Annotated in this window: 20 protein-coding genes; 7 read left to right on the top strand and 13 right to left on the bottom strand. The window is 62.3% G+C overall.

Going from position 1 to position 18113, the window contains the following annotated elements:
* Positions 1-251: 251 nt before the first annotated feature.
* Entirely contained in the window at positions 252-2705 is a 2454-nt protein-coding gene (gyrB, locus tag GSQ90_RS01960) for a DNA topoisomerase (ATP-hydrolyzing) subunit B (protein WP_158812882.1), read from the top strand.
* Between the two features lie 36 nt (positions 2706-2741).
* Here the strand turns inward: gyrB and GSQ90_RS01955 are convergent, their stop codons facing one another.
* Positions 2742-3962, bottom strand: coding sequence for a hypothetical protein (locus GSQ90_RS01955; protein WP_158812791.1), 1221 nt, complete (start codon positions 3960-3962; stop codon positions 2742-2744).
* A 221-nt stretch (positions 3963-4183) separates the two neighbouring features.
* Here GSQ90_RS01955 and GSQ90_RS01950 point away from each other — a divergent pair, with 221 nt between their 5' ends.
* Genes GSQ90_RS01950 through GSQ90_RS01940 form a run of 3 tightly spaced genes read left to right on the top strand, consistent with a single transcriptional unit; the run spans position 4184 to position 5783 of the window.
* Positions 4184-4435, top strand: coding sequence for an AbrB/MazE/SpoVT family DNA-binding domain-containing protein (locus GSQ90_RS01950; protein WP_158812790.1), 252 nt, complete (start codon positions 4184-4186; stop codon positions 4433-4435).
* Positions 4432-4824: a PIN domain-containing protein gene (locus GSQ90_RS01945; protein WP_158812789.1), complete on the top strand. Its 393-nt coding sequence runs from the start codon at positions 4432-4434 to the stop codon at positions 4822-4824. Before GSQ90_RS01950 ends, GSQ90_RS01945 begins: the two co-directional genes overlap by 4 nt.
* Positions 4825-4865: 41 nt before the next feature.
* Positions 4866-5783 carry an NAD(P)-dependent oxidoreductase gene (locus GSQ90_RS01940; protein WP_158812788.1) on the top strand — a complete coding sequence of 306 codons (918 nt, stop codon included), beginning with the start codon at positions 4866-4868 and terminating at the stop codon, positions 5781-5783.
* A gap of 175 nt (positions 5784-5958) precedes the next feature.
* Here GSQ90_RS01940 and GSQ90_RS01935 read toward each other — a convergent pair whose 3' ends face one another.
* On the bottom strand, positions 5959-6684 hold the full coding sequence (locus tag GSQ90_RS01935; protein WP_158812787.1) for a hypothetical protein: 726 nt from the start codon (positions 6682-6684) through the stop codon (positions 5959-5961).
* Between the two features lie 381 nt (positions 6685-7065).
* Here GSQ90_RS01935 and ilvD point away from each other — a divergent pair, with 381 nt between their 5' ends.
* Positions 7066-8919, top strand: a complete 1854-nt coding sequence (gene ilvD, locus GSQ90_RS01930; protein ID WP_158812786.1) for a dihydroxy-acid dehydratase — start codon at positions 7066-7068, stop codon at positions 8917-8919.
* Positions 8920-9001: 82 nt separating this feature from the next.
* Here the strand turns inward: ilvD and GSQ90_RS01925 are convergent, their stop codons facing one another.
* From GSQ90_RS01925 to GSQ90_RS01875, 11 genes are all read right to left on the bottom strand, one after another.
* The gene (locus GSQ90_RS01925; RefSeq protein WP_158812785.1) at positions 9002-9391 is read right to left on the bottom strand and encodes a PIN domain nuclease; all 390 of its coding nucleotides are present in this window, start codon (positions 9389-9391) and stop codon (positions 9002-9004) included.
* A complete protein-coding gene (locus tag GSQ90_RS01920; protein ID WP_158812784.1) occupies positions 9388-9600 on the bottom strand; it encodes a type II toxin-antitoxin system VapB family antitoxin in 213 nt (70 codons plus the stop codon). The genes GSQ90_RS01925 and GSQ90_RS01920 overlap by 4 nt, the downstream gene beginning before the upstream one ends.
* A 69-nt stretch (positions 9601-9669) precedes the next feature.
* Entirely contained in the window at positions 9670-10632 is a 963-nt protein-coding gene (locus tag GSQ90_RS01915; RefSeq protein ID WP_158812783.1) for a nitronate monooxygenase family protein, read from the bottom strand.
* Positions 10633-10934: 302 nt separating this feature from the next.
* Positions 10935-11798: a 23S rRNA (adenine(2030)-N(6))-methyltransferase RlmJ gene (locus GSQ90_RS01910; RefSeq protein ID WP_158812782.1), complete on the bottom strand. Its 864-nt coding sequence runs from the start codon at positions 11796-11798 to the stop codon at positions 10935-10937.
* Positions 11799-11832: 34 nt separating this feature from the next.
* The gene (locus tag GSQ90_RS01905; protein WP_158812781.1) at positions 11833-12651 is read right to left on the bottom strand and encodes a ribonuclease T2; all 819 of its coding nucleotides are present in this window, start codon (positions 12649-12651) and stop codon (positions 11833-11835) included.
* Positions 12652-12885: 234 nt separating this feature from the next.
* The gene (locus tag GSQ90_RS01900; RefSeq protein WP_158812780.1) at positions 12886-13368 is read right to left on the bottom strand and encodes a hypothetical protein; all 483 of its coding nucleotides are present in this window, start codon (positions 13366-13368) and stop codon (positions 12886-12888) included.
* 152 nt (positions 13369-13520) lie between these two features.
* Positions 13521-14006 carry an ATP F0F1 synthase subunit B gene (locus GSQ90_RS01895; RefSeq protein ID WP_158812779.1) on the bottom strand — a complete coding sequence of 162 codons (486 nt, stop codon included), beginning with the start codon at positions 14004-14006 and terminating at the stop codon, positions 13521-13523.
* A gap of 15 nt (positions 14007-14021) precedes the next feature.
* The gene (locus GSQ90_RS01890) at positions 14022-14570 is read right to left on the bottom strand and encodes a F0F1 ATP synthase subunit B (protein WP_158812778.1); all 549 of its coding nucleotides are present in this window, start codon (positions 14568-14570) and stop codon (positions 14022-14024) included.
* A gap of 76 nt (positions 14571-14646) precedes the next feature.
* Positions 14647-14874 (bottom strand): F0F1 ATP synthase subunit C, encoded by a 228-nt coding sequence (locus GSQ90_RS01885; protein ID WP_158812777.1) that lies wholly within the window; start codon positions 14872-14874, stop codon positions 14647-14649.
* A 50-nt stretch (positions 14875-14924) separates the two neighbouring features.
* Positions 14925-15668, bottom strand: a complete 744-nt coding sequence (locus tag GSQ90_RS01880) for a F0F1 ATP synthase subunit A (protein WP_158812880.1) — start codon at positions 15666-15668, stop codon at positions 14925-14927.
* Between the two features lie 26 nt (positions 15669-15694).
* On the bottom strand, positions 15695-16108 hold the full coding sequence (locus GSQ90_RS01875) for an AtpZ/AtpI family protein (protein WP_158812776.1): 414 nt from the start codon (positions 16106-16108) through the stop codon (positions 15695-15697).
* A 406-nt stretch (positions 16109-16514) separates the two neighbouring features.
* Between GSQ90_RS01875 and GSQ90_RS01870 the strand changes: the two genes are divergently transcribed.
* Together GSQ90_RS01870 and GSQ90_RS01865 are read left to right on the top strand one after the other, a co-directional pair.
* Positions 16515-17240, top strand: coding sequence for a DUF930 domain-containing protein (locus tag GSQ90_RS01870; protein ID WP_158812775.1), 726 nt, complete (start codon positions 16515-16517; stop codon positions 17238-17240).
* Positions 17241-17319: 79 nt separating this feature from the next.
* Positions 17320-18036, top strand: coding sequence for a DUF1345 domain-containing protein (locus GSQ90_RS01865; RefSeq protein WP_158812774.1), 717 nt, complete (start codon positions 17320-17322; stop codon positions 18034-18036).
* Positions 18037-18113: the final 77 nt, after the last annotated feature.

Below are 18113 nucleotides of genomic sequence, written 5' to 3'. Positions count from 1 at the left end.
TGGGACATAGCCCGGCCATGACGCGCGGGAGCCGAAAAACGCTGCCTTGCCGCCCCAAACAGCCCCCGCCTAGCGCCCCGCAAGACCGCCCAAATTGAATCGCCTCACCCCCCGACTTTCGCGGCTAAAAATCGTGCAATTTGTGCGCCTTGCGCGCTATAATAGGCGACAATTCGAATCGAGGCGCGCGCCCCGCCGCCTCGACCCCCACCCAGCCCAAAAAAGGCCGCCCTTTGAACGATCAAACGCCGATCCCGACTGACCCGCAAGAGAGCCCCGAATCCCTCGCCAGCGACGCCTATGGCGCCGATTCGATCAAGGTCCTGCGCGGCCTCGACGCCGTGCGCAAACGGCCGGGCATGTATATCGGCGATACCGACGACGGCTCGGGCCTTCATCACATGGTCTATGAGGTCGTCGACAACGCAATCGACGAAGCGCTCGCCGGCCACGCCAAATTCGTGACGGTGACGCTCAACGCTGACGGCTCCTGCACCGTCAGCGACGACGGGCGCGGCATTCCGACCGGCATCCACGACGAAGAAGGCGTGTCGGCGGCCGAGGTCATCATGACCCAGCTCCATGCCGGCGGAAAATTCGACCAGAATTCCTACAAGGTTTCGGGCGGCCTGCACGGCGTCGGCGTCTCCGTCGTCAATGCGCTGTCGACGAGCCTCAAGCTGGAGATCTGGCGCGACAGTCTCGAACACGTCATCCATTTCGCGCATGGCGACGCGGTCGACAGGCTCACCATCGTCGGCCCGGCGCCCGTCATCGACGGCAAGCCGAAGCGCGGCACGCAGGTCACTTTCACGCCCTCGTCCGAAACTTTCACCATGGTCGAATTCGACTATGCGACGATCGAGCATCGCCTGCGCGAACTCGCCTTCCTGAATTCCGGTGTGCGCATCATTCTGACCGACGCGCGCCATGCCGAGATCAAGCGCGAGGAGCTTTATTACGAAGGCGGCCTGGAAGCTTTCGTACGCTATCTCGACCGCGCCAAGACGGCGCTGATCGGCGCGCCGATCCTGATCAAAGGCGAGCGCGACCGCATCGTCGTCGAAGTCGCGCTATGGTGGAACGACAGCTATCACGAGAACGTGCTGCCCTTCACCAACAACATTCCGCAGCGCGATGGCGGCACTCATCTGATCGGCCTGCGCAGCGCGCTGACCCGCCAGGTCACCGGCTATGCCGAACGCTCAGGCCTCGCCAAGAAAGAAAAGATCGACCTGACCGGCGACGATTGCCGCGAGGGCCTCACCTGCGTGCTCTCGATCAAGGCGCCCGATCCGAAATTCTCGTCGCAGACCAAGGACAAGCTCGTCTCCTCCGAAGTGCGTCCCGTCGTCGAAGGCCTCGTCAACGAATTGCTCGCGCAATGGTTCGAGGAGCATCCGGCGGACGCGCGCACCGTGGTCAGCAAGGTGATCGAGGCGGCGCAGGCGCGCGAAGCGGCGCGCAAAGCGCGCGAACTGACGCGCCGCAAAGGCGCGCTCGATATCGCCAGCCTGCCCGGCAAGCTCGCCGATTGCCAGGAGCGCGATCCCGCCAAATCCGAAATCTTCATCGTCGAAGGAGATTCCGCCGGCGGCACCGCCAAGCAGGGCCGCAACCGCGAATTCCAGGCCGTCCTGCCGCTGCGCGGCAAGATCCTCAATGTCGAGCGCGCGCGCTTCGACAAGATGCTCGGCAGCGAGCAGATCGGCACGCTGATCACCGCGCTCGGCGCCGGCATCGGGCGCGACGATTTCAATCTCGAAAAGCTGCGCTACCACAAGATCATCATCATGACCGACGCCGATGTCGACGGCTCGCATATTCGCACCTTGCTGCTGACGTTCTTCTTCCGCCAGATGCGTTCGCTGATCGAGGCCGGCCATTTGTTCATCGCGCAACCGCCCCTGTTCAAGGTCAAGCGCGGCCAGTCGGAACTCTATCTCAAGGACGAGCGCGGCCTCGAAGACTATCTCGTCAATACGGGCCTTGAGGGCGCGGTTCTGCGGCTCGCCGGCGGCGAGAGCCGCGCGGGCGCTGATCTCTTGTCGCTCGTCAATGAAGCGCGGGCTTTGCGCCATGTGCTGGAGCAATTGCACACGCGCTACGACCGGCGCGCGGTGGAGCAAGCCGCGCTTGCGGGCGCGCTGAAGCCGCTCGCCACCGTCGACGATGTCGACGCCGAACCGCGCGCCCATCTCATCGCCGAACGGCTCAACGCGATTTCGGAAGAGACCGAGCGCGGCTGGAGCGGCCGCACCGAGATGGGCGGCTATGTCCTGACGCGCGAATTGCGCGGCGTGCGCCAGGCGCTGACGCTGGACGCGGGCCTCCTCGCCTCCGCCGAAGCGCGCCGGCTCGACGAACACGCGCGCGTGTTGCGCGAAGCCTTCAACGCCCCCGCCGTTTTCGCGCGGCGCAGCGACGAGACTCAGGTCTCCGGCCCCTCAGGCCTTCTCGAAGCCGTGACCGAGGCCGGCCGCAAGGGCGTCACCTTCCAGCGCTACAAAGGTCTTGGCGAAATGAACAAGGACCAGCTCTGGGAAACAACGCTCGACCGCGAGGCGCGCACGCTATTGCAGGTGAAGATCAAGGAAGGCGACGAGGCCGACGATATTTTCGTGAAATTGATGGGCGATGTGGTGGAGCCGCGCCGCGAGTTCATCCAGGACAATGCGCTGAGTGTCGCGAATTTGGATGTGTGAAGGGACGCCGCTCCGGATTTGTGACGGAGTCTGCGGTCAGCTCATTGAAGCTCGCCGTTGAACAATGAAGTTCAACGCATCCAACGGCGTGCTGAACCGCAGCATCCAGGCACGCGCTCCGAGCGTACCATCTTTCTTCGGACCCCGAAGCTTTGGCATAGCCCCTAGATTGGCGTGCCTAGTCTTTGTTGGCGGATATTCTTTCATTGGTTCGGCGAGCGGGGTGCTGTCCGCAGGCAATACAGAGGACCAAATACAAAAATCCAAGCCATCGCGCTGAATGGCGAACTCTTCTCCGTCGGCGCGACGAAGTCGGAATAGTTTCTTGAGATCACGCCCCGCGGTCCGTTGATTTTCAATCACGGAGGCGATCAGAATTCCCTTCCTCATCGCCAAGCGGAGCAAGTCGACGAGGTCCTCAATCCTCGCTGACGAGCAAATGTGAGAGGGAGCGCGCACTTTCTGGACCTCAGACTTTTTTACGACAACAGTCGGACAATAACGAACCACCATTTCGTTTGGCGCCATGCCTAGCGCGGTGCAAGCTTGCCGACGCTTCGCCGCGAGAGACGATTGGTCGTCACGAAGCCATTTTTTGCGATGGCTCGTCGCCAAAGAAGAGGGATGGATGACGTGCGCGAACGTAACAGTCGCTGTGGCGTAGGCGAGTTGGCTCAAGCGACGAACCGACGGATACAATTCCCGTACTCGTTCAAAGAGAGCCTCGACGTACGGCTGGTCGAGTCCCAAAAGAATGACAACGCGAACGGTGGACGGAAGGCGCCCCAGAAAACGCTCCGTGCATCCGTCAAAGAAGCGGCGTACAGGACTGCCTCTGGCAATCGCAGCGCGCGCCACGGGGCCAGATGTCGCGTATCTGCCGGGTCCGACCTCCTTGCCAAGGCCACAGCGGATGACCGAGGCGAATCCCAGTCTCGGTTCAGCCGCGGTAAAACAAGCCTCGATGTTAGCCGATGCTTTGATAAGGCCAAGCGCACCAAGAATTTCCGCTAGGTTTGAGCGTGCATTGCGAAAAGCAATCTCATCGAACCGACGGGCAGAGCGCTGATTGGCACCTTTGCTGAAACCCAGAACAAGCACTTCCGGATGCGCTGCGCCCCAGTAACCCGGATCGTTGTCGATCCTCCATCCATCCACCTTCCGAGTGCAGCCCGGAACGCTACCGTTGGGGAAACAGGAGAGGCAAGAGATCGGCCCGTGCTGGATGGAGAGACCATCCGCTAGGATTGAAAGCATGGAGAACTCCGATCTTGTTGCTATCACTCGAAAACGCCATGGCGAGCAATCTGGCGTCTACCCGGACGTCATTCGGACACGGGAACACTGTTTCGATTGGAAAACAATTGGCAGAATTAGACATCCACTAAATGGATATCGGCGGGTCGAAGGCGACCACGTCCGATTGACGACAGGAGTCCGCTCCGGTATTACATTAGTAACAATGTAATGGGCGCGTCATGGAATCCGCGATCACAACCAAAGGCCAGGCGACGATCCCCAAAGCCATCCGGGATCATTTGCATTTGAAGCCCGGCGACCGCGTGAAGTTCTTCATGCATCCCAACGGCAGTGTCGTCTTGTTGCCGAAGATTCCGGTCTCGCAATTGCGGGGGATGGTGAAGGCAGGCAAGAGGCCGGCCACAATCGAAGAGATGGATGAGGCCATTGCGGCCGGCGCGACGGACGCCGCTCTCCCCGACCACAGATGATCGGCCTCGATACGAACGTCCTCGTTCGTTACTTCACGCAAGATGATCCCGTTCAATCGCCAAAAGCGACAAGGTTCATTGAGTGGAGCCTCACGCCTGAAAATCCGGGCTTCATCAGCATCGTCACGATGGTCGAAATGGTCTGGGTGCTCGAACGCACCTACCGACTTGACCGAGAAAGCGTCGGCGCGGCGATCGAGCGCATTCTTCAAGCTGATGCTTTCGTCGTCGAGCAAGAACGTGAAGTTTTTATCGCGTCGGTGGCGTTCGCTTCAGGACTGGGCTTCGCCGACGCGCTTATCGAAGCACTCGGCGCCAAATCTGGTTGCTCTCATACGGTGACGTTCGATCAAAAGGCGCTTCGAATGCCTGGCTTCGAGCCCGTCTAATCCGGCGCCCCGTTCTCGCGAAGCTTATCTTGGAACCCCCCATGCGCATCCTCCTCACCGGCTCCTCCGGCTGGCTCGGCCAGACGCTCGCCCCTCGCCTCGCCCGCGACGGCCACCAAATCATCGGCCTCGACCCGGTTCCCTCAGCCACAACGCAAGTCGTCGGCTCGATCGCCGATCGCGCTTGCGTCGCCAAGACGATGCGCGACTTCGAAATCGAGGCCATCATCCATTCAGGCGCGCTGCACAAGCCGCATGTCGAGACGCACGAGCGCGCCGCCTTCATCGCGGTCAATGTGCAAGGCACGCTCAACCTACTGGAGGAAGCCGTCGCGCCGGGATCGAAAGTCAGCCGCTTCGTCATGACCTCGACGACGTCGCTGATGATTTCCAAGGAGACGCGCGCCGGCCGCGCGGGCGGCGCCGACAAGGCGGTGTGGATCGACGAGGATATGGCGCCGCTGCTGCCGCGCAACATCTATGGAATCAGCAAACTCTCGGCCGAACATCTCTGCCGCCTGTTCCACGAACTCCACGGCCTGCCGATTCTCATCCTGCGCACCGCCCGCTTCTTTCCCGAAGATGACGATATGGCGCATGCGATGAGCCAGAGCGCCGACAATGCCAAAACCAACGAACTGCTGTTCCGCCGCGCCAGCGTCGAAGATATGGCCGAATCCCATATCGTCGCGCTCGCCAAGGCGCCGGAGATCGGCTTCGACACGTTCATCATCTCGGCGAAGACGCCCTTCACCCGCGACGATTGCCCCGCCCTGATCGCCAACGCCCCCGCCGTCGTCGCGCGGCTGTTCCCGCACTACGCCGAGATTTATGCGCGGCTGGGATGGACGATGTTTGAGACGATCGACCGGGTTTATGACGCGGGCAAGGCGGAGCGAAGGTTGGGGTTTGTGTGCAGGACGGGGTTTGCGGAGAGGTTGAGGGAGCTTCAGGGTTAGAGCAAGATCACATGCGGTCGACGCCAGCCGTCATTGCGAGCGAAGCGAAGCAATCCAGAGGTCGTGACGCTTGCCGGCTTGGCCGCAGGTCGAGCGCTGCCCGCCGAAACGCGGGCATCTCGCTCAGCATCCGCTTCGATATTGAGCCATTGTTCGCATGGCGGCGCAACGGTTCCTAAAATGGAATGTCGTCGTCTATTTCTGTCTGTGGTTTGGGAAGCCTTCTCTGCGAGGGAGGCTCTAAACGCTTCCGCTCCGCGGGCGGTGGCAATCTGTGATCAGCATGGTCTTCTCCGTCTTTCGCCAGCCCGAGAACACCGGCGATAGAGTCGATCCATTTTCGCGCAGGCTCAAGCTTGGTGAAGCCTTTGCCGATTCCGTCGCAGACCGCAATGTATATCACCATTCCGGTCTGTAACGCAGTCCTGGCTTTGTCGACCTCCTTGGCAAACCTACTCAGCTTTTCATAAAGCGCGTCCCGCTTATCGTCTGGAAGTTCGGCTTTGCCGATAATTTCCCGAATTTGCTGGATAAAATGATGTATTTTTGACTTGGACATATCATCAAGCGCGACCGACCCAGTCCGGTCGCTCCGAGCTAAATGGATTCTGATCTGTATTGTCACATGATCGACGTCACGCACGAACCGCTGAAGATCGCCGTCGAGCTTTTTCGTGGCATCGTTTGGCACCTCCAATTGCGAGAGTGTGTCGATCTGATAAACTTTGGCCGCAGCGGCGACCTTGTTCATATACTCAAGGCGATAGGGGTCGGGATCATATTCTCCGCGGGCAGCGTTTCTCTCTTCGATCTGCAATCGCTCTCTGACGATCTTCTCAAATTGAACAAATGCCAATTCTGGATCGACAGGCAACTGAGAGAGTTCCTCGTCTGTAATCATTGACGCAGCCTCGAAATCGTCAGATGCGAGACGTTGTATTGCTCCGCGATCTCGCGCAATGTCTCTTCGCCCTTTTCCCGCTGTTTAATTACTTCGCGGCGCTGATGATAGATAAGCTTTGGCTTGCGGCTGAACTTGACCCCCCTCGCGTCTCAGGATTCGATCGACCCAGCACACGTCGCCGAAGCGCTTGCATGTCCCGAACCTTGAGATTTTGGTAGAATCCGCTCCATCAAAAAACCGCGAGCGAGTGCTATAGACCGCGTCTTCGATCGGAAATATCGCATAATCCTTGCCGCGCCCTCGCGTTTTTGCGAAAAGGCTCTCTTCGCTCGGCGTTTTGTCCGCTTGGCCGAAGCTTCAACCCCAAGGTCCCGTCTCATGCCCGCCTATCGCTCTCGCACCTCCACCCACGGCCGCAACATGGCGGGCGCGCGCGGTCTTTGGCGCGCGACGGGCATGAAGGACGGCGATTTTGGCAAGCCGATCATCGCGATCGCCAATAGCTTCACCCAGTTCGTGCCCGGCCATGTCCATCTGAAGGATCTTGGCCAGCTTGTCGCGCGCGAGGTCGAGAAGGCGGGCGGCGTCGCCAAGGAATTCAACACGATCGCGGTCGACGACGGCATCGCGATGGGTCACGACGGCATGCTCTATTCGCTGCCCTCCCGCGAAATCATCGCCGACAGCGTCGAATATATGGCCAACGCTCATTGCGCCGACGCGCTGATCTGCATCTCCAATTGCGACAAGATCACGCCGGGCATGCTGATGGCCGCCCTGCGCCTCAACATCCCCGCCGTCTTTGTCTCGGGCGGCCCGATGGAGGCCGGCAAGGTTACGGTCGCCGGCAAGATCAAGAAGGTCGACCTGATCGACGCAATGGTGGCGGCGGCCGATTCCTCGGTTTCCGACGAAGACGTCGCGGTGATCGAGCGCTCGGCCTGCCCGACCTGCGGCTCCTGTTCGGGCATGTTCACCGCCAATTCGATGAATTGCCTGACCGAGGCGCTCGGCCTGGCATTGCCCGGCAATGGCACGATCGTCGCCACCCATGCCGACCGCAAGCGCCTGTTCGTCGAGGCCGGCCACCTCATCGTCGATCTCGCCCGCCGTTATTACGAGCAGGACGACGAGAGCGTCTTGCCGCGCAGAATCGCCAATTTCGCCGCCTTCGAAAACGCCATGACGCTCGATATCTCCATGGGCGGCTCGACCAATACCGTGCTGCATCTGCTCGCCGCCGCCTATGAGGGCGAGGTCGATTTCACGATGAGCGACATCGACCGCCTGTCGCGCCGCGTGCCGGTTTTGTGCAAGGTCGCGCCCTCCGTGCCCGACGTTCATGTCGAGGACGTGCATCGCGCCGGCGGCATCATGGGCATTCTGGGCGAACTCGATCGCGCCGGCCTGCTCAATCGCGACACGCCGATGGTCCACGCCGAGAGTCTGGCCGCGGCGCTGGAGCGCAACGACATCAAGCGCGGCGCCGGCGCCTCGGTGCGCGAATTCTTCATGGCCGCGCCGGGCGGCGTGCCGACCCAGATCGCCTTCAGCCAGGCCTCGCGCTACGAGGAGCTCGACGAGGATCGCGCCGGCGGCGTCATCCGCGACCTCGAGCACGCCTTCTCGAAGGATGGCGGCCTTGCCGTGCTCTACGGCAACCTCGCCGAGGATGGCTGCATCGTGAAGACGGCGGGCGTCGATTCCGGCAGCCTGAAATTCACCGGCCCGGTGAAGATCTTCGAGAGCCAGGACGATTCAGTGACCGGCATTCTCGGCGGCAAGGTCGTCGCCGGCGATGTCGTCGTCATCCGCTACGAAGGGCCGCGCGGCGGACCGGGCATGCAGGAAATGCTCTATCCCACCAGCTATTTGAAATCGCGCGGCCTCGGCAAGGCTTGCGCCTTGATCACCGACGGCCGCTTCTCCGGCGGCACTTCGGGCCTTTCGATCGGCCATGTCTCGCCGGAAGCCGCCGAGGGCGGCGCGATCGGGCTTGTCGAGACCGGCGACCGCATCGAGATCGATATTCCCGCGCGCACCATCAAGCTGCTCGTGTCCGACGAAGTGCTGGCGCATCGCCGCGCCGCGATGCAGCACAAAGGCGCCGACGCCTGGCGCCCCGCCAAACCGCGCAAGCGCAATGTCACGACGGCGCTCAAAGCCTATGCCGCCCTGACGACCAGCGCCGCGCGCGGCGCGGTGCGCGAGATTCCGGCGGGGTTGCGGTGAGGGGATAAAAGCCCACCGGATTCAGCTCATGTGCGGTTGAATTCCTCCGGGTTCGCGACCTCAGCCCCTCGCGGCGGGCAGGTCACGCCACCCGCAGCCCCAAATGCATGGCCATTCCGTCGAAGTCGCGGTCGGCGTGCAGCAGGATGTGGTCGTGCTCAAGGCAAAACGTGCCAACGATGACATCGATCGTCTTGCGAATCGTCACCCCACGTTTGCGCAACAACCGATAATTTCGCGCCGCGCGAGCCGCGAGCTCCTCGTCCAGCATCCGCACAATCGGAAAGCGACGCAGCCACTTCTCAAGCTGGTCCGCGCGCGCATCATCCCGCGCGCCTTGAAGAACTTCGAGGAGCACGACATCGCCGACCAGAACTTCATCTGGATCGTCAAGCGCTCTTAGAGCGCGAACCTGCCTGATGTCGAGATTGCGCAGATTGGCGATCCAAACCGAACTGTCGACGACGATCACAGGAGTTGATCGTCCAGCCGATCTTGCCGCATGGCGTCGAGGTCGCCCTCCCATCCGATGCCTGCCATTTCCCGGATCGCCTCGCGGCGACGATATTGCCGAACAAGTCTTCGCAGCGCTTCCTCGACCGTCGCTTTCTTCGTCGTGAGCCCCGCGACGACCATCGCCTCAGCGAGCAGATCGTCGTCAATGTCAATGTTCGTACGCATGCGCCGTCACCTGATGTGTATAGACCATTGAGTATATACACATCAGATCGCTTGACGACAAGCGCGGATTCACCCTGCAATCTTCGCCTTAGCCGCCGCATATTCCCGCCCGAGCCGCGCCACAAGCTCCCCCGCCGGGACCACCGCCTGCACCGCGCCAATCCCCTGCCCGCTGCCCCAGATGTCGCGCCACGCTTTGGCCGGCGCGTTGCGATCCGAACCGAAGCTCATTTTCGAGGGATCGCTTTCAGGGAGATTGTCGGGGTCGAGGCCGGCGTTGACGATCGATCGCTTGAGGTAATTGCCGAAAATGCCGGTGAACAGATTGGTCCCCTGGATGTCCTGCGCACGGCCGTCGACGATCGCCTGCTTGTAGGCCGCCGCCGCATTGGCCTCTTCGGTCGCGATAAAGGCCGAGCCGATATAGGCGAGATCCGCGCCCATGATTTGCGCGGCGAGGATTGAGGCGCCGGTGGCGATCGCGCCCGACAAAGCCAGCGGCCCGTCGAACCAGGCGCGAATGTCCTGGATGAGTGCGAAGGGCGAATGCGTCCCGGCATGGCCGCCGGCGCCCGCCGCGACCGCGATCAGACCGTCCGCGCCCTTCTCGATCGCCTTGCGCGCAAAGCGGTCGTTGATGACGTCATGCATGACGAGGCCGCCGTAGGAATGGATGGCGGAATTGACGTCCTCGCGCGCGCCCAGCGAGGTGATGACCACCGGCGCCTTCCATTTCACGCAAAGCGCGACATCTTCCTCGAGGCGATTGTTGGTCTTGTGGACGATCTGGTTGACCGCGAAAGGCGCCGCCGGCCTGTCGGGATGGGCGCGATCCCAGGCGGCGAGTTCCTCGGTAATGCGATGCAGCCATTCGTCGAGCAGCGAGACCGGCCGCGCGTTGAGCGAGGGAAACGCGCCGACGATTCCCGCCTTGCATTGCGCGATGACGAGATCGGGATTGGAGACGATGAACAAAGGCGCGCCGATCGCCGGCAGGCGCAGGCGATCGCGTAACAGGGGCGGCAGGGCCATACGAACGAACTCCTTTCGAGTCCATCTAGTCGTCTGCGTCAGCCAAATTGAAGGAACGCCTGCTTTCCCCTTCCCCCTTGTGGGGGAAGGTCGGGATGGGGGGTCGCGCAGACCTTGCCGATAAAAGGATTGCGCCTTAACCGGATAGAGCAGTGCGACCCCCCTCCCTAACCCTCCCCCACAAGGGGGGAGGGAATATTGGCGCCCTTTCAATTTGGCTGACGCAGACTATTAGATCGGAACCGAATTCACGCCCAAAGGCAACATCCACGCGTGGCGGGGATCGGAGGCCGCCGACGCATTCATTTTGGCGGCGTCAGCCAGGAGCATGTCGAAGCGCCATGCCCCTCGCGCGCGAGCAGCGTCGCGAGCCAGGGCAGCAGCGCGCGGGCCTCATCGATCAGAACATGCGGCGGGTTGACGACGAGAAGGCCGGTGCGCGTCAGCGGATCGAGCGAATGCGCCGTCGGTGCGATATGGCCGACATCGAGCTCCATTTGCAGAATGTCCGGCGCGCCGATCGCCGCGATCGCATTCAGGAAACGCGCATCGTCGCGGCGATCCTTGATCGGGCGCCAGAGCGCGTAAGTTCCCGTCGGCCATTTGCCCAGAGCGCGGGCGAGCGCTTCCGCGACGCGTTTAGGCTCGTTGGCCTCTTCGTAAGGCGGATCGATCAGGACGAGCCCGCGCCGCTCTTTGGGCGGCAGCCAGGCGTTGAGCGCGACATAAGCGTCGAGCTCAACGATCGACAGCCTGGCGTCATGGCCCATATGCACGACGAGCGCGGCGCGATCTTCCGGATGCAATTCGCACAAGGCGATGCGGTCCTGCACGCGCAGCAATTCTTGTGCGATCGCCGGCGAGCCGGGATAGGTCTTGCTGCGCCCCTGCGCGTCGAGCGGCCCCACAGCTTTCAAATAGGGCTCCAGCAAAGCCGCGATGGCGGGCGGCGGCTTGGCGTCCTTCAGCCGCGCGACGCCATAGCGCCATTCGCCCGCGCGCTGCGCCTCTTTGCCCGTCAGATCATAGCGCCCGACGCCCGCATGCGTATCGATGAAGCGCAGCGGCGCGTCCTTGCGCGTGAGGTAGACGAGGATGCGCGCGAGCATCGCGTGCTTGAACACATCGGCGAAATTGCCGGCATGGAAGGCGTGGCGATAGTTCATCGGCGTTCCGCGCAAGCGCGGGAAAAGCGCGCGCTCAATGGACGGGCGCGATCGTGATGGATTGCGCGCGGCAAGTCGCGCGCGCGACTTCGGGGCAATTGACGAAATCGCGCAAATCCTTGGAGAAGCAGAGCCGCACCTCCTGCAATTCGCCGCCTGAGCAGCCGATCGCCATCGCTTGCGGCCGCAGGTCAGGATTGGCGTCGACGAAGGCGCGTTGGATGTCGAGCGGCGCCATGGATTGCTGTTCGCGCGGCGCATTGAACGCATCGGGAATTTCAATCGACGCGCGCGCCCGTTTCACGCTGGAGAAAAACGCCTCGGGGCTGAGCCCCGTGCATGTGCCATGCTTGCGCCATTCATAGCGCGCGAGGCCTTCGTTCGGGAAAACGCCGTCGGTCTCCTGCAGCGCGACGCTCGAGACCGGCCGGCTCGGATCGCAATCGGAGGGATAGCCGTGCTGGAATTGCGGCCACAGACCATGCACGACAAAGCCGAGGTTGGAGCCGACGCTGCATTGGTCGGGCGATTTGCTGGCGCCGCCCGTGTCGCAGAAACCGGGCGACCACGACAAAGTCAGCAGGTAGAAATCGAAATTGCCCGGCGCGATCATGCCCGCCGACGCAGGCGGAGCCATGGGCGTCGGCGCCGCGTCGGGCGCCGCCTGCGCCGGCGCGGGCTTTTGCGCCGCGCCGTTCAGGCATTTGTCGAGCACGCAAGGCGTCTGGACCGGCTGCGCCGTCGTGGGGCCGCGAAAAAAATTGTCCCAAAAACTCTGCGCATAGCCCGCCGTCGCGCAGACCGATAAGGCGAGGGCGAAGGCCACACCAATTCCGATCCGCCCAAACGCCATTTTCGTTTCCATGCAGCCGACGACGATCAATCCTTCTCCCGAGAATCGGGAGAAGGTGGCATGCGAAGCATGACGGATGAGGGCGGCTGCCCCGGATACCGACCTAAACACCGTATCTTAATTTCGCACCATCACGCCGAAAGGCCCTCAACCCGAGGCGAATGCGTAGCATTCGTCCGCGACCTTCGCTAACGCGAAGGCCACCTTCTCCCGCTTCGCGGGAGAAGGAGCGCCTCAATACAGCTCGCGCAACGCTTTCTCGCCAAGTTCGCGCTCAAGGAACGGCCGCACGGCCTGGCAACCCGGCGCATAGGCGAGATTCCGGTCGAGGCCGACGACGCACCATTCGACGCCATAGCCCCAACCGATAATGCCAAGATCCTCCTGGATCGCATAGATGACAGCGCGCGGCTTCAGGTCATTGACCTGCGCGCGCGCCACGCAATAGCGGCGCGGAATATAGCCAAGGCCATTGGCGCGAAAGCCGATCTCGCGCACGCGATCATAGCCGTCGATCTGCAGCGTCGAATTCCAATAGGACGATTCCTTGTGCTCGAACCGGGCGGTGATCGTCGAGAGCACGCCAGGATCGTCGCAGGTCGGCAGATTGGCGCTATAGGGGCTGTAGCGCTGCTCGGCGGGCGTCGAATAACCTTGCGCGTGAGCGGCCCCGCACAAAGCCAGCAAGGCGACAATCGCAACCGCGAAGCTTCTCATGGCCGTCGATCTCTCCAGGAAAAAGAAAAGCCACAATGCTTGCCGCCCCAGGCAGGGTCAAGAGGCGAAGCTGACGCATGAACTTAATCCGCGCATGGCGGTCTTTTATGACACAGGCCGCGTTTCCCTTCTCCCGCAAGCGGGAGAAGGAATTAATTCAGCCGATCCTTCAGCCCCGAAATTTCGCGCGTCACCAGTTCGGCGCCGGTCGCGCCCTGCGTTTGATCGCGCAGCACCAGCTCGGCCGCTTTGACGGCGTGATCGGCGGCGGCGGCGCGCACATCGGCGGAAGCCTGCGCTTCGGCCATCGCGATTTTCGTCTCGGCCTGTTTGGTGCGCCGGGCGATGAAGTCGGCCATGCGCTCGGCGGTTTCCTTGGCCAATTGCTCGGCCTGGGCGCGCGCGTCGGCGATGATCGCGGCGGCGTTGGCCTCAGCCTCGACGGCCTTCTTCTCGAAACTGGCGAGCAGCGCGGTCGCCTCGTCGCGCAATTTGGCGGCCTGCGCGAGTTCGTCGGCGATCGCCTTGCCGCGCGCATCGAGCGAGGACAGCACCATCCGATGCACGCCCAGATATCCGAGCAGACACAGAAAGACGATGAAGCCTAGCGTGACGTAAAATTCGGCGTCGAATTCCATTTGTCCGGCTCCAGATCAGGTCGGCTTGACGGAAGCGACCGCCGCGGCGATTGCATGGGAGTCGGCGGGCCGGCCGAGAATGCGCTCGAAAATCGCGCCCGCCGCTTCCGTTGCAATGCTCTCGACATTGCTCATCGCCTGCGCGCGCGTCGCCGCGATCTGGCCCTCGGCGACGACCATTTTGGCGGCGAGTTCGTCCTCCAGCGCCTTGCGCTTGAGGTCGGATTCGGCGGCGAGCTTGTCGCGCGCTTCCTGCGCCACCCCCAGCGCCTTGGCGCGCGCGTCGGCGAGCGTTTTTTCATGCGCCGCGGCGGCCGCATCCGCCTGCTGCTGCATGGCGGCCGCGTCATTGAGGTCCTTGGCGATCCGCGCCTTGCGATTCTCGATCACCGCGCCGACCTTGGGCAGCGCGATCTTCGCCATCACGTAATAGAGCGCGCCAAAAGTGATCGCCAGCCAGAGAAGCTGCGAGGGGAAGGTCGAGGAGTCGAAAGGCGGGAAGTTGGCGTGACCGCCCGCTTCATGGCCAACTTCGGTCTGGGTCGCCTTTGTGGGCTCTGTCATCTCTTACAAACCTTACAAGCCTCACAGCGGAGAGGTGCGCGTGGCCCCTCCCCGCTCAAACAGCTACGTTTTCGCGTCAGACGGCGAACAGCAGCAGGAAGGCGATCAGCAGTGCGAAAATGCCGAGCGCTTCGGTCACCGCAAAGCCGAAAATCAGGCGGCCGAACTGGCCCTCGACGGCGGACGGATTGCGCAGCGCGCCATTGAGGAACTGGCCGAACAGCGTGCCCACGCCAATGCCGGCGGCGCCGGTTCCGATCGCGGCGAGGCCTGCGCCGATATATTTGGCTGCTACGGGATCCATCTAAAACTCCTGTTGTTGAACGGTTTCATCAGTTGCGGTTGAGGGGCCGGTCAGTGACCGGGGTGAAGCGCATCGTTGAGATACATGCAGGTCAGCATCGCGAAGACATAGGCCTGCAGGAAAGCCACCAGCAGTTCGAGCGCGTCAAGGCCGATGGTCATCGCGAACGGCAGGACGGCGACGGCCTTGGTCACGGCGCCGGCGCCCAGCAGCATCACGCAGAAGCCGCCGAACACGTTCAGCGTGATATGGCCGGCCAGCATATTGGCGAACAGGCGCACGGAATGGCTTAAAGGGCGCGACAGGAAGGAGATGATCTCGATCGCCACGACCAGCGGCAGAATGTAGATCGGCACGCCGGAAGGCACGAACAGCTTGAAGAAATGCAGGCCGTTCTTGGCGATCCCGACGATGATGACGGTGAAGAACACCAGCAGCGCCATCGACACCGTAATGATGATGTGGCTGGTGACCGTGAAGGCATGCGGGATCAGGCCGACGAGATTGCAGATCAGAATGAACATGAACAGGCAAAAAACAAGCGGGAAGAACACCATCCCGTGCTCACCCGCCGCCGAACGCACCATGCCCGAGACAAATTCATAAGCCATTTCGGCCAAAGCCTGCAGACGGCCGGGTATGCCGGTCCCGCCATTGGCGCCGATCATCATCAAGATACAGACGATCGCGACGGCGATGGCCATATAGAGCGACGAATTGGTGAACGAGAAATCGTGCCCGGCGATATGAACGTCCACGAGCTTCGAGACGGAGAATTGCTCGATGGGATTGATTGCCGGTCCGGATGTCGCCACGTTTCCTAGTCCTCGTCCTCATCCGCTCCAGGCGGAGCGCTTTGTTCCGCCCTCAGCGGAGCCGTTTGTCCCGGCGCCGCCGGCGCGCCGCGCGAGAAAGCCGATGTCACGCGGATCACATTCCACACTCCGGCGGCAACGCCAAGCATGAAAAAGATAATTATGAAAGCCGGCTTCGTCCCCAACCACGCATCAAGCCGCCAGCCGATCAGGCCGCCAACCACAATCGCCGCCGCAAATTCACTCGCGGCGCGCAGCCCAAGCCCCATTGCAGAGCCAAACTTGCCGGAGCCGTCCCCATCGTCCGCGCCGGGTCGCGGCGGCGACTCCAGGCGTTTCTTTCGCAGATCGCCTGAGAGTTTCTCAAGCCGCGCCCGCAAAAGCCGGTCGTCGTCTTCGCCCCCGTCACGCTCCGCCATCGGACCCTTTCCGCCGCAATGCGGTTGCGAGGACCGATCGCTGTACGCGCGGCATGCCAGGCGAGCAGCAAATGAACGGCCTTGAAAAAAGCCGTCTGACGAAATCGAGACGAAGTCAACCTGCCCCTGCAGGCCGCGCGCAACATATTGTCGAGGCCATGGCGTGTCAAGAACAGGGCAAAAACAGCTAACATTATGATTCTTTTAAACAAAAATGGAGACTCGGGCAGACGGCGACGGAGATCGGCGATGCGCGGGCGCGTCATTTGCGCGCGCAAAGGCGCGGCGCGCGCGCGACGGACTTTTTTGGACGATAGGGGCGCCGACGCCAGCGCCTCATTCCCGGGCCGATTTCCCCATAAAGAGGCCTGCATCGTCATTCCCGTTCTGGAACGCCTGCAACGCGATGGTCGTCGTCAGCCGCACGATGGAGCGTTATGAAAGAGCGGCGCCCTGGCTGCTTTCCGCCCTTCTTCATATCCTTCTCATCGTCGCGCTCGCCGCTGCGCTGACCAACGAGGCGAACCTGCCCCCGACGCAGGAAACCTCGGTCGACGTCCTGTCGCCCGAGCAATTCAACGCGATCGTCGATGCGGCGAAGACGCCGGACCATGCGGCGGAAAAGCCGGCCGAAAACAATCCTGCGCAACAGGCGCCCGCCGATTTCGGCGTTTTGCTCGCGCCGCCGCTACCGGGGCCTGATCCGGCGCCCCGCGAAAGCGCTCGTACATGGCGGCAAGCGACGCAGATTCTCTCGGAAGCGGCGCTTGCCGATCCGCGCCACAAGAAGATGGCGGCCAAGCTCGATCTGCTCGAAGCAAACACGCGTCTGGAGCAATTGTGCAATCTCGAGGCGATATTGCAGATCGGCGAGAGGGAAACGCAGTTCCAGCCGGAAACGGTGATCGCCTATGCGATGAAAGCGACAAGGAGCGACGACGATCTCATTATCGCCGACGGCGCCGCCTTCTGGAGCCATGGCAAATGGTACAATCTGGCCTTCAAATGCCGGATATCGCCGCGCCAGAAAAAGGTGTCGGCATTCGAATTTGCGACCGGCGATTCAATCCCCGAACGCGATTGGGCGGCCCATGATCTGCCGCGCCAACAGACGGCGGGCGGAGACGATTGACGTTCGACCGTCGCGGCGGCGCTTGACCCCCTATCGGGCGTCGGGCAAGGCAGGCCCGCCCATCAGGAGCCCTCGCGCCATGTCCAGCCCTTCGCTTCCCGCCGATCCCAGCCGCCCGCGCGGACGCCGCGGCCTTATCGGCGCCATCCGGCATCGGCCGCGCATCTATATCTGTGCAGTCGTCATGGTCGTCGTCTATCTCTTGATTCCAAGCGACCTGCGGATCGCCACCCGCGCTCTGCTCGCCTGGAACGCCGGCGCCTTGCTGTTCATCGCTCTGGCGGGATGGATGGCGGCGCGGGCGAGCGTCGAATCGATGCAGGCGCATGCGGCGCAGGAAGACGAGAATCAATGGGTGCTGCTCGTGGTCGGCACGGTCGCCGCATGCGCCGCTCTGGCGGCGATCGTCGCCGAACTTGTCGCGGTCAAGGACCTCACCGGATTGAACAAAGCCGAGCATATCATCCTGACGGCGGTGACGATTCTGAGCGCCTGGGCGTTCATCCACCTGCTGTTCGCCCTGCATTACGCCCATGAATATTACGGCGACAGGTTCGACGAAACCAGCAATGCGATGCAGGACCGCAAGGGGCTGCGCTTCCCCGGCGACCGGGAGCCCGCCTATGGCGATTTCCTTTATTACGCCTTCGTCATCGGCTGCGCCTGCGCCACGGCCGACGTCAACACCATCTCCCCGTCGATGCGCCGTACGACCCTGGCGCATGGCATCGTCGCGTTTTTCTTCAACACCATCATCCTCGCCCTCACCATCAATATCGGCGCCGGCCTTTTCTAGGCCGGCGCGAACCGACCCTTGCCATCGCCGCGCCGTGCCTTTAGGGCAGGTCGATAGAATGAGAGCGCGGAAATCCC

Origin of the sequence: Methylocapsa sp. S129 (genome assembly GCF_009765995.1) — a bacterium.
In the GTDB taxonomy this organism is placed as follows: Bacteria; Pseudomonadota; Alphaproteobacteria; order Rhizobiales; family Beijerinckiaceae; genus Roseiarcus.
Note: the sequence above shows the minus strand (reverse complement) of the source record. Positions and strands in the feature narration are given on the sequence as shown.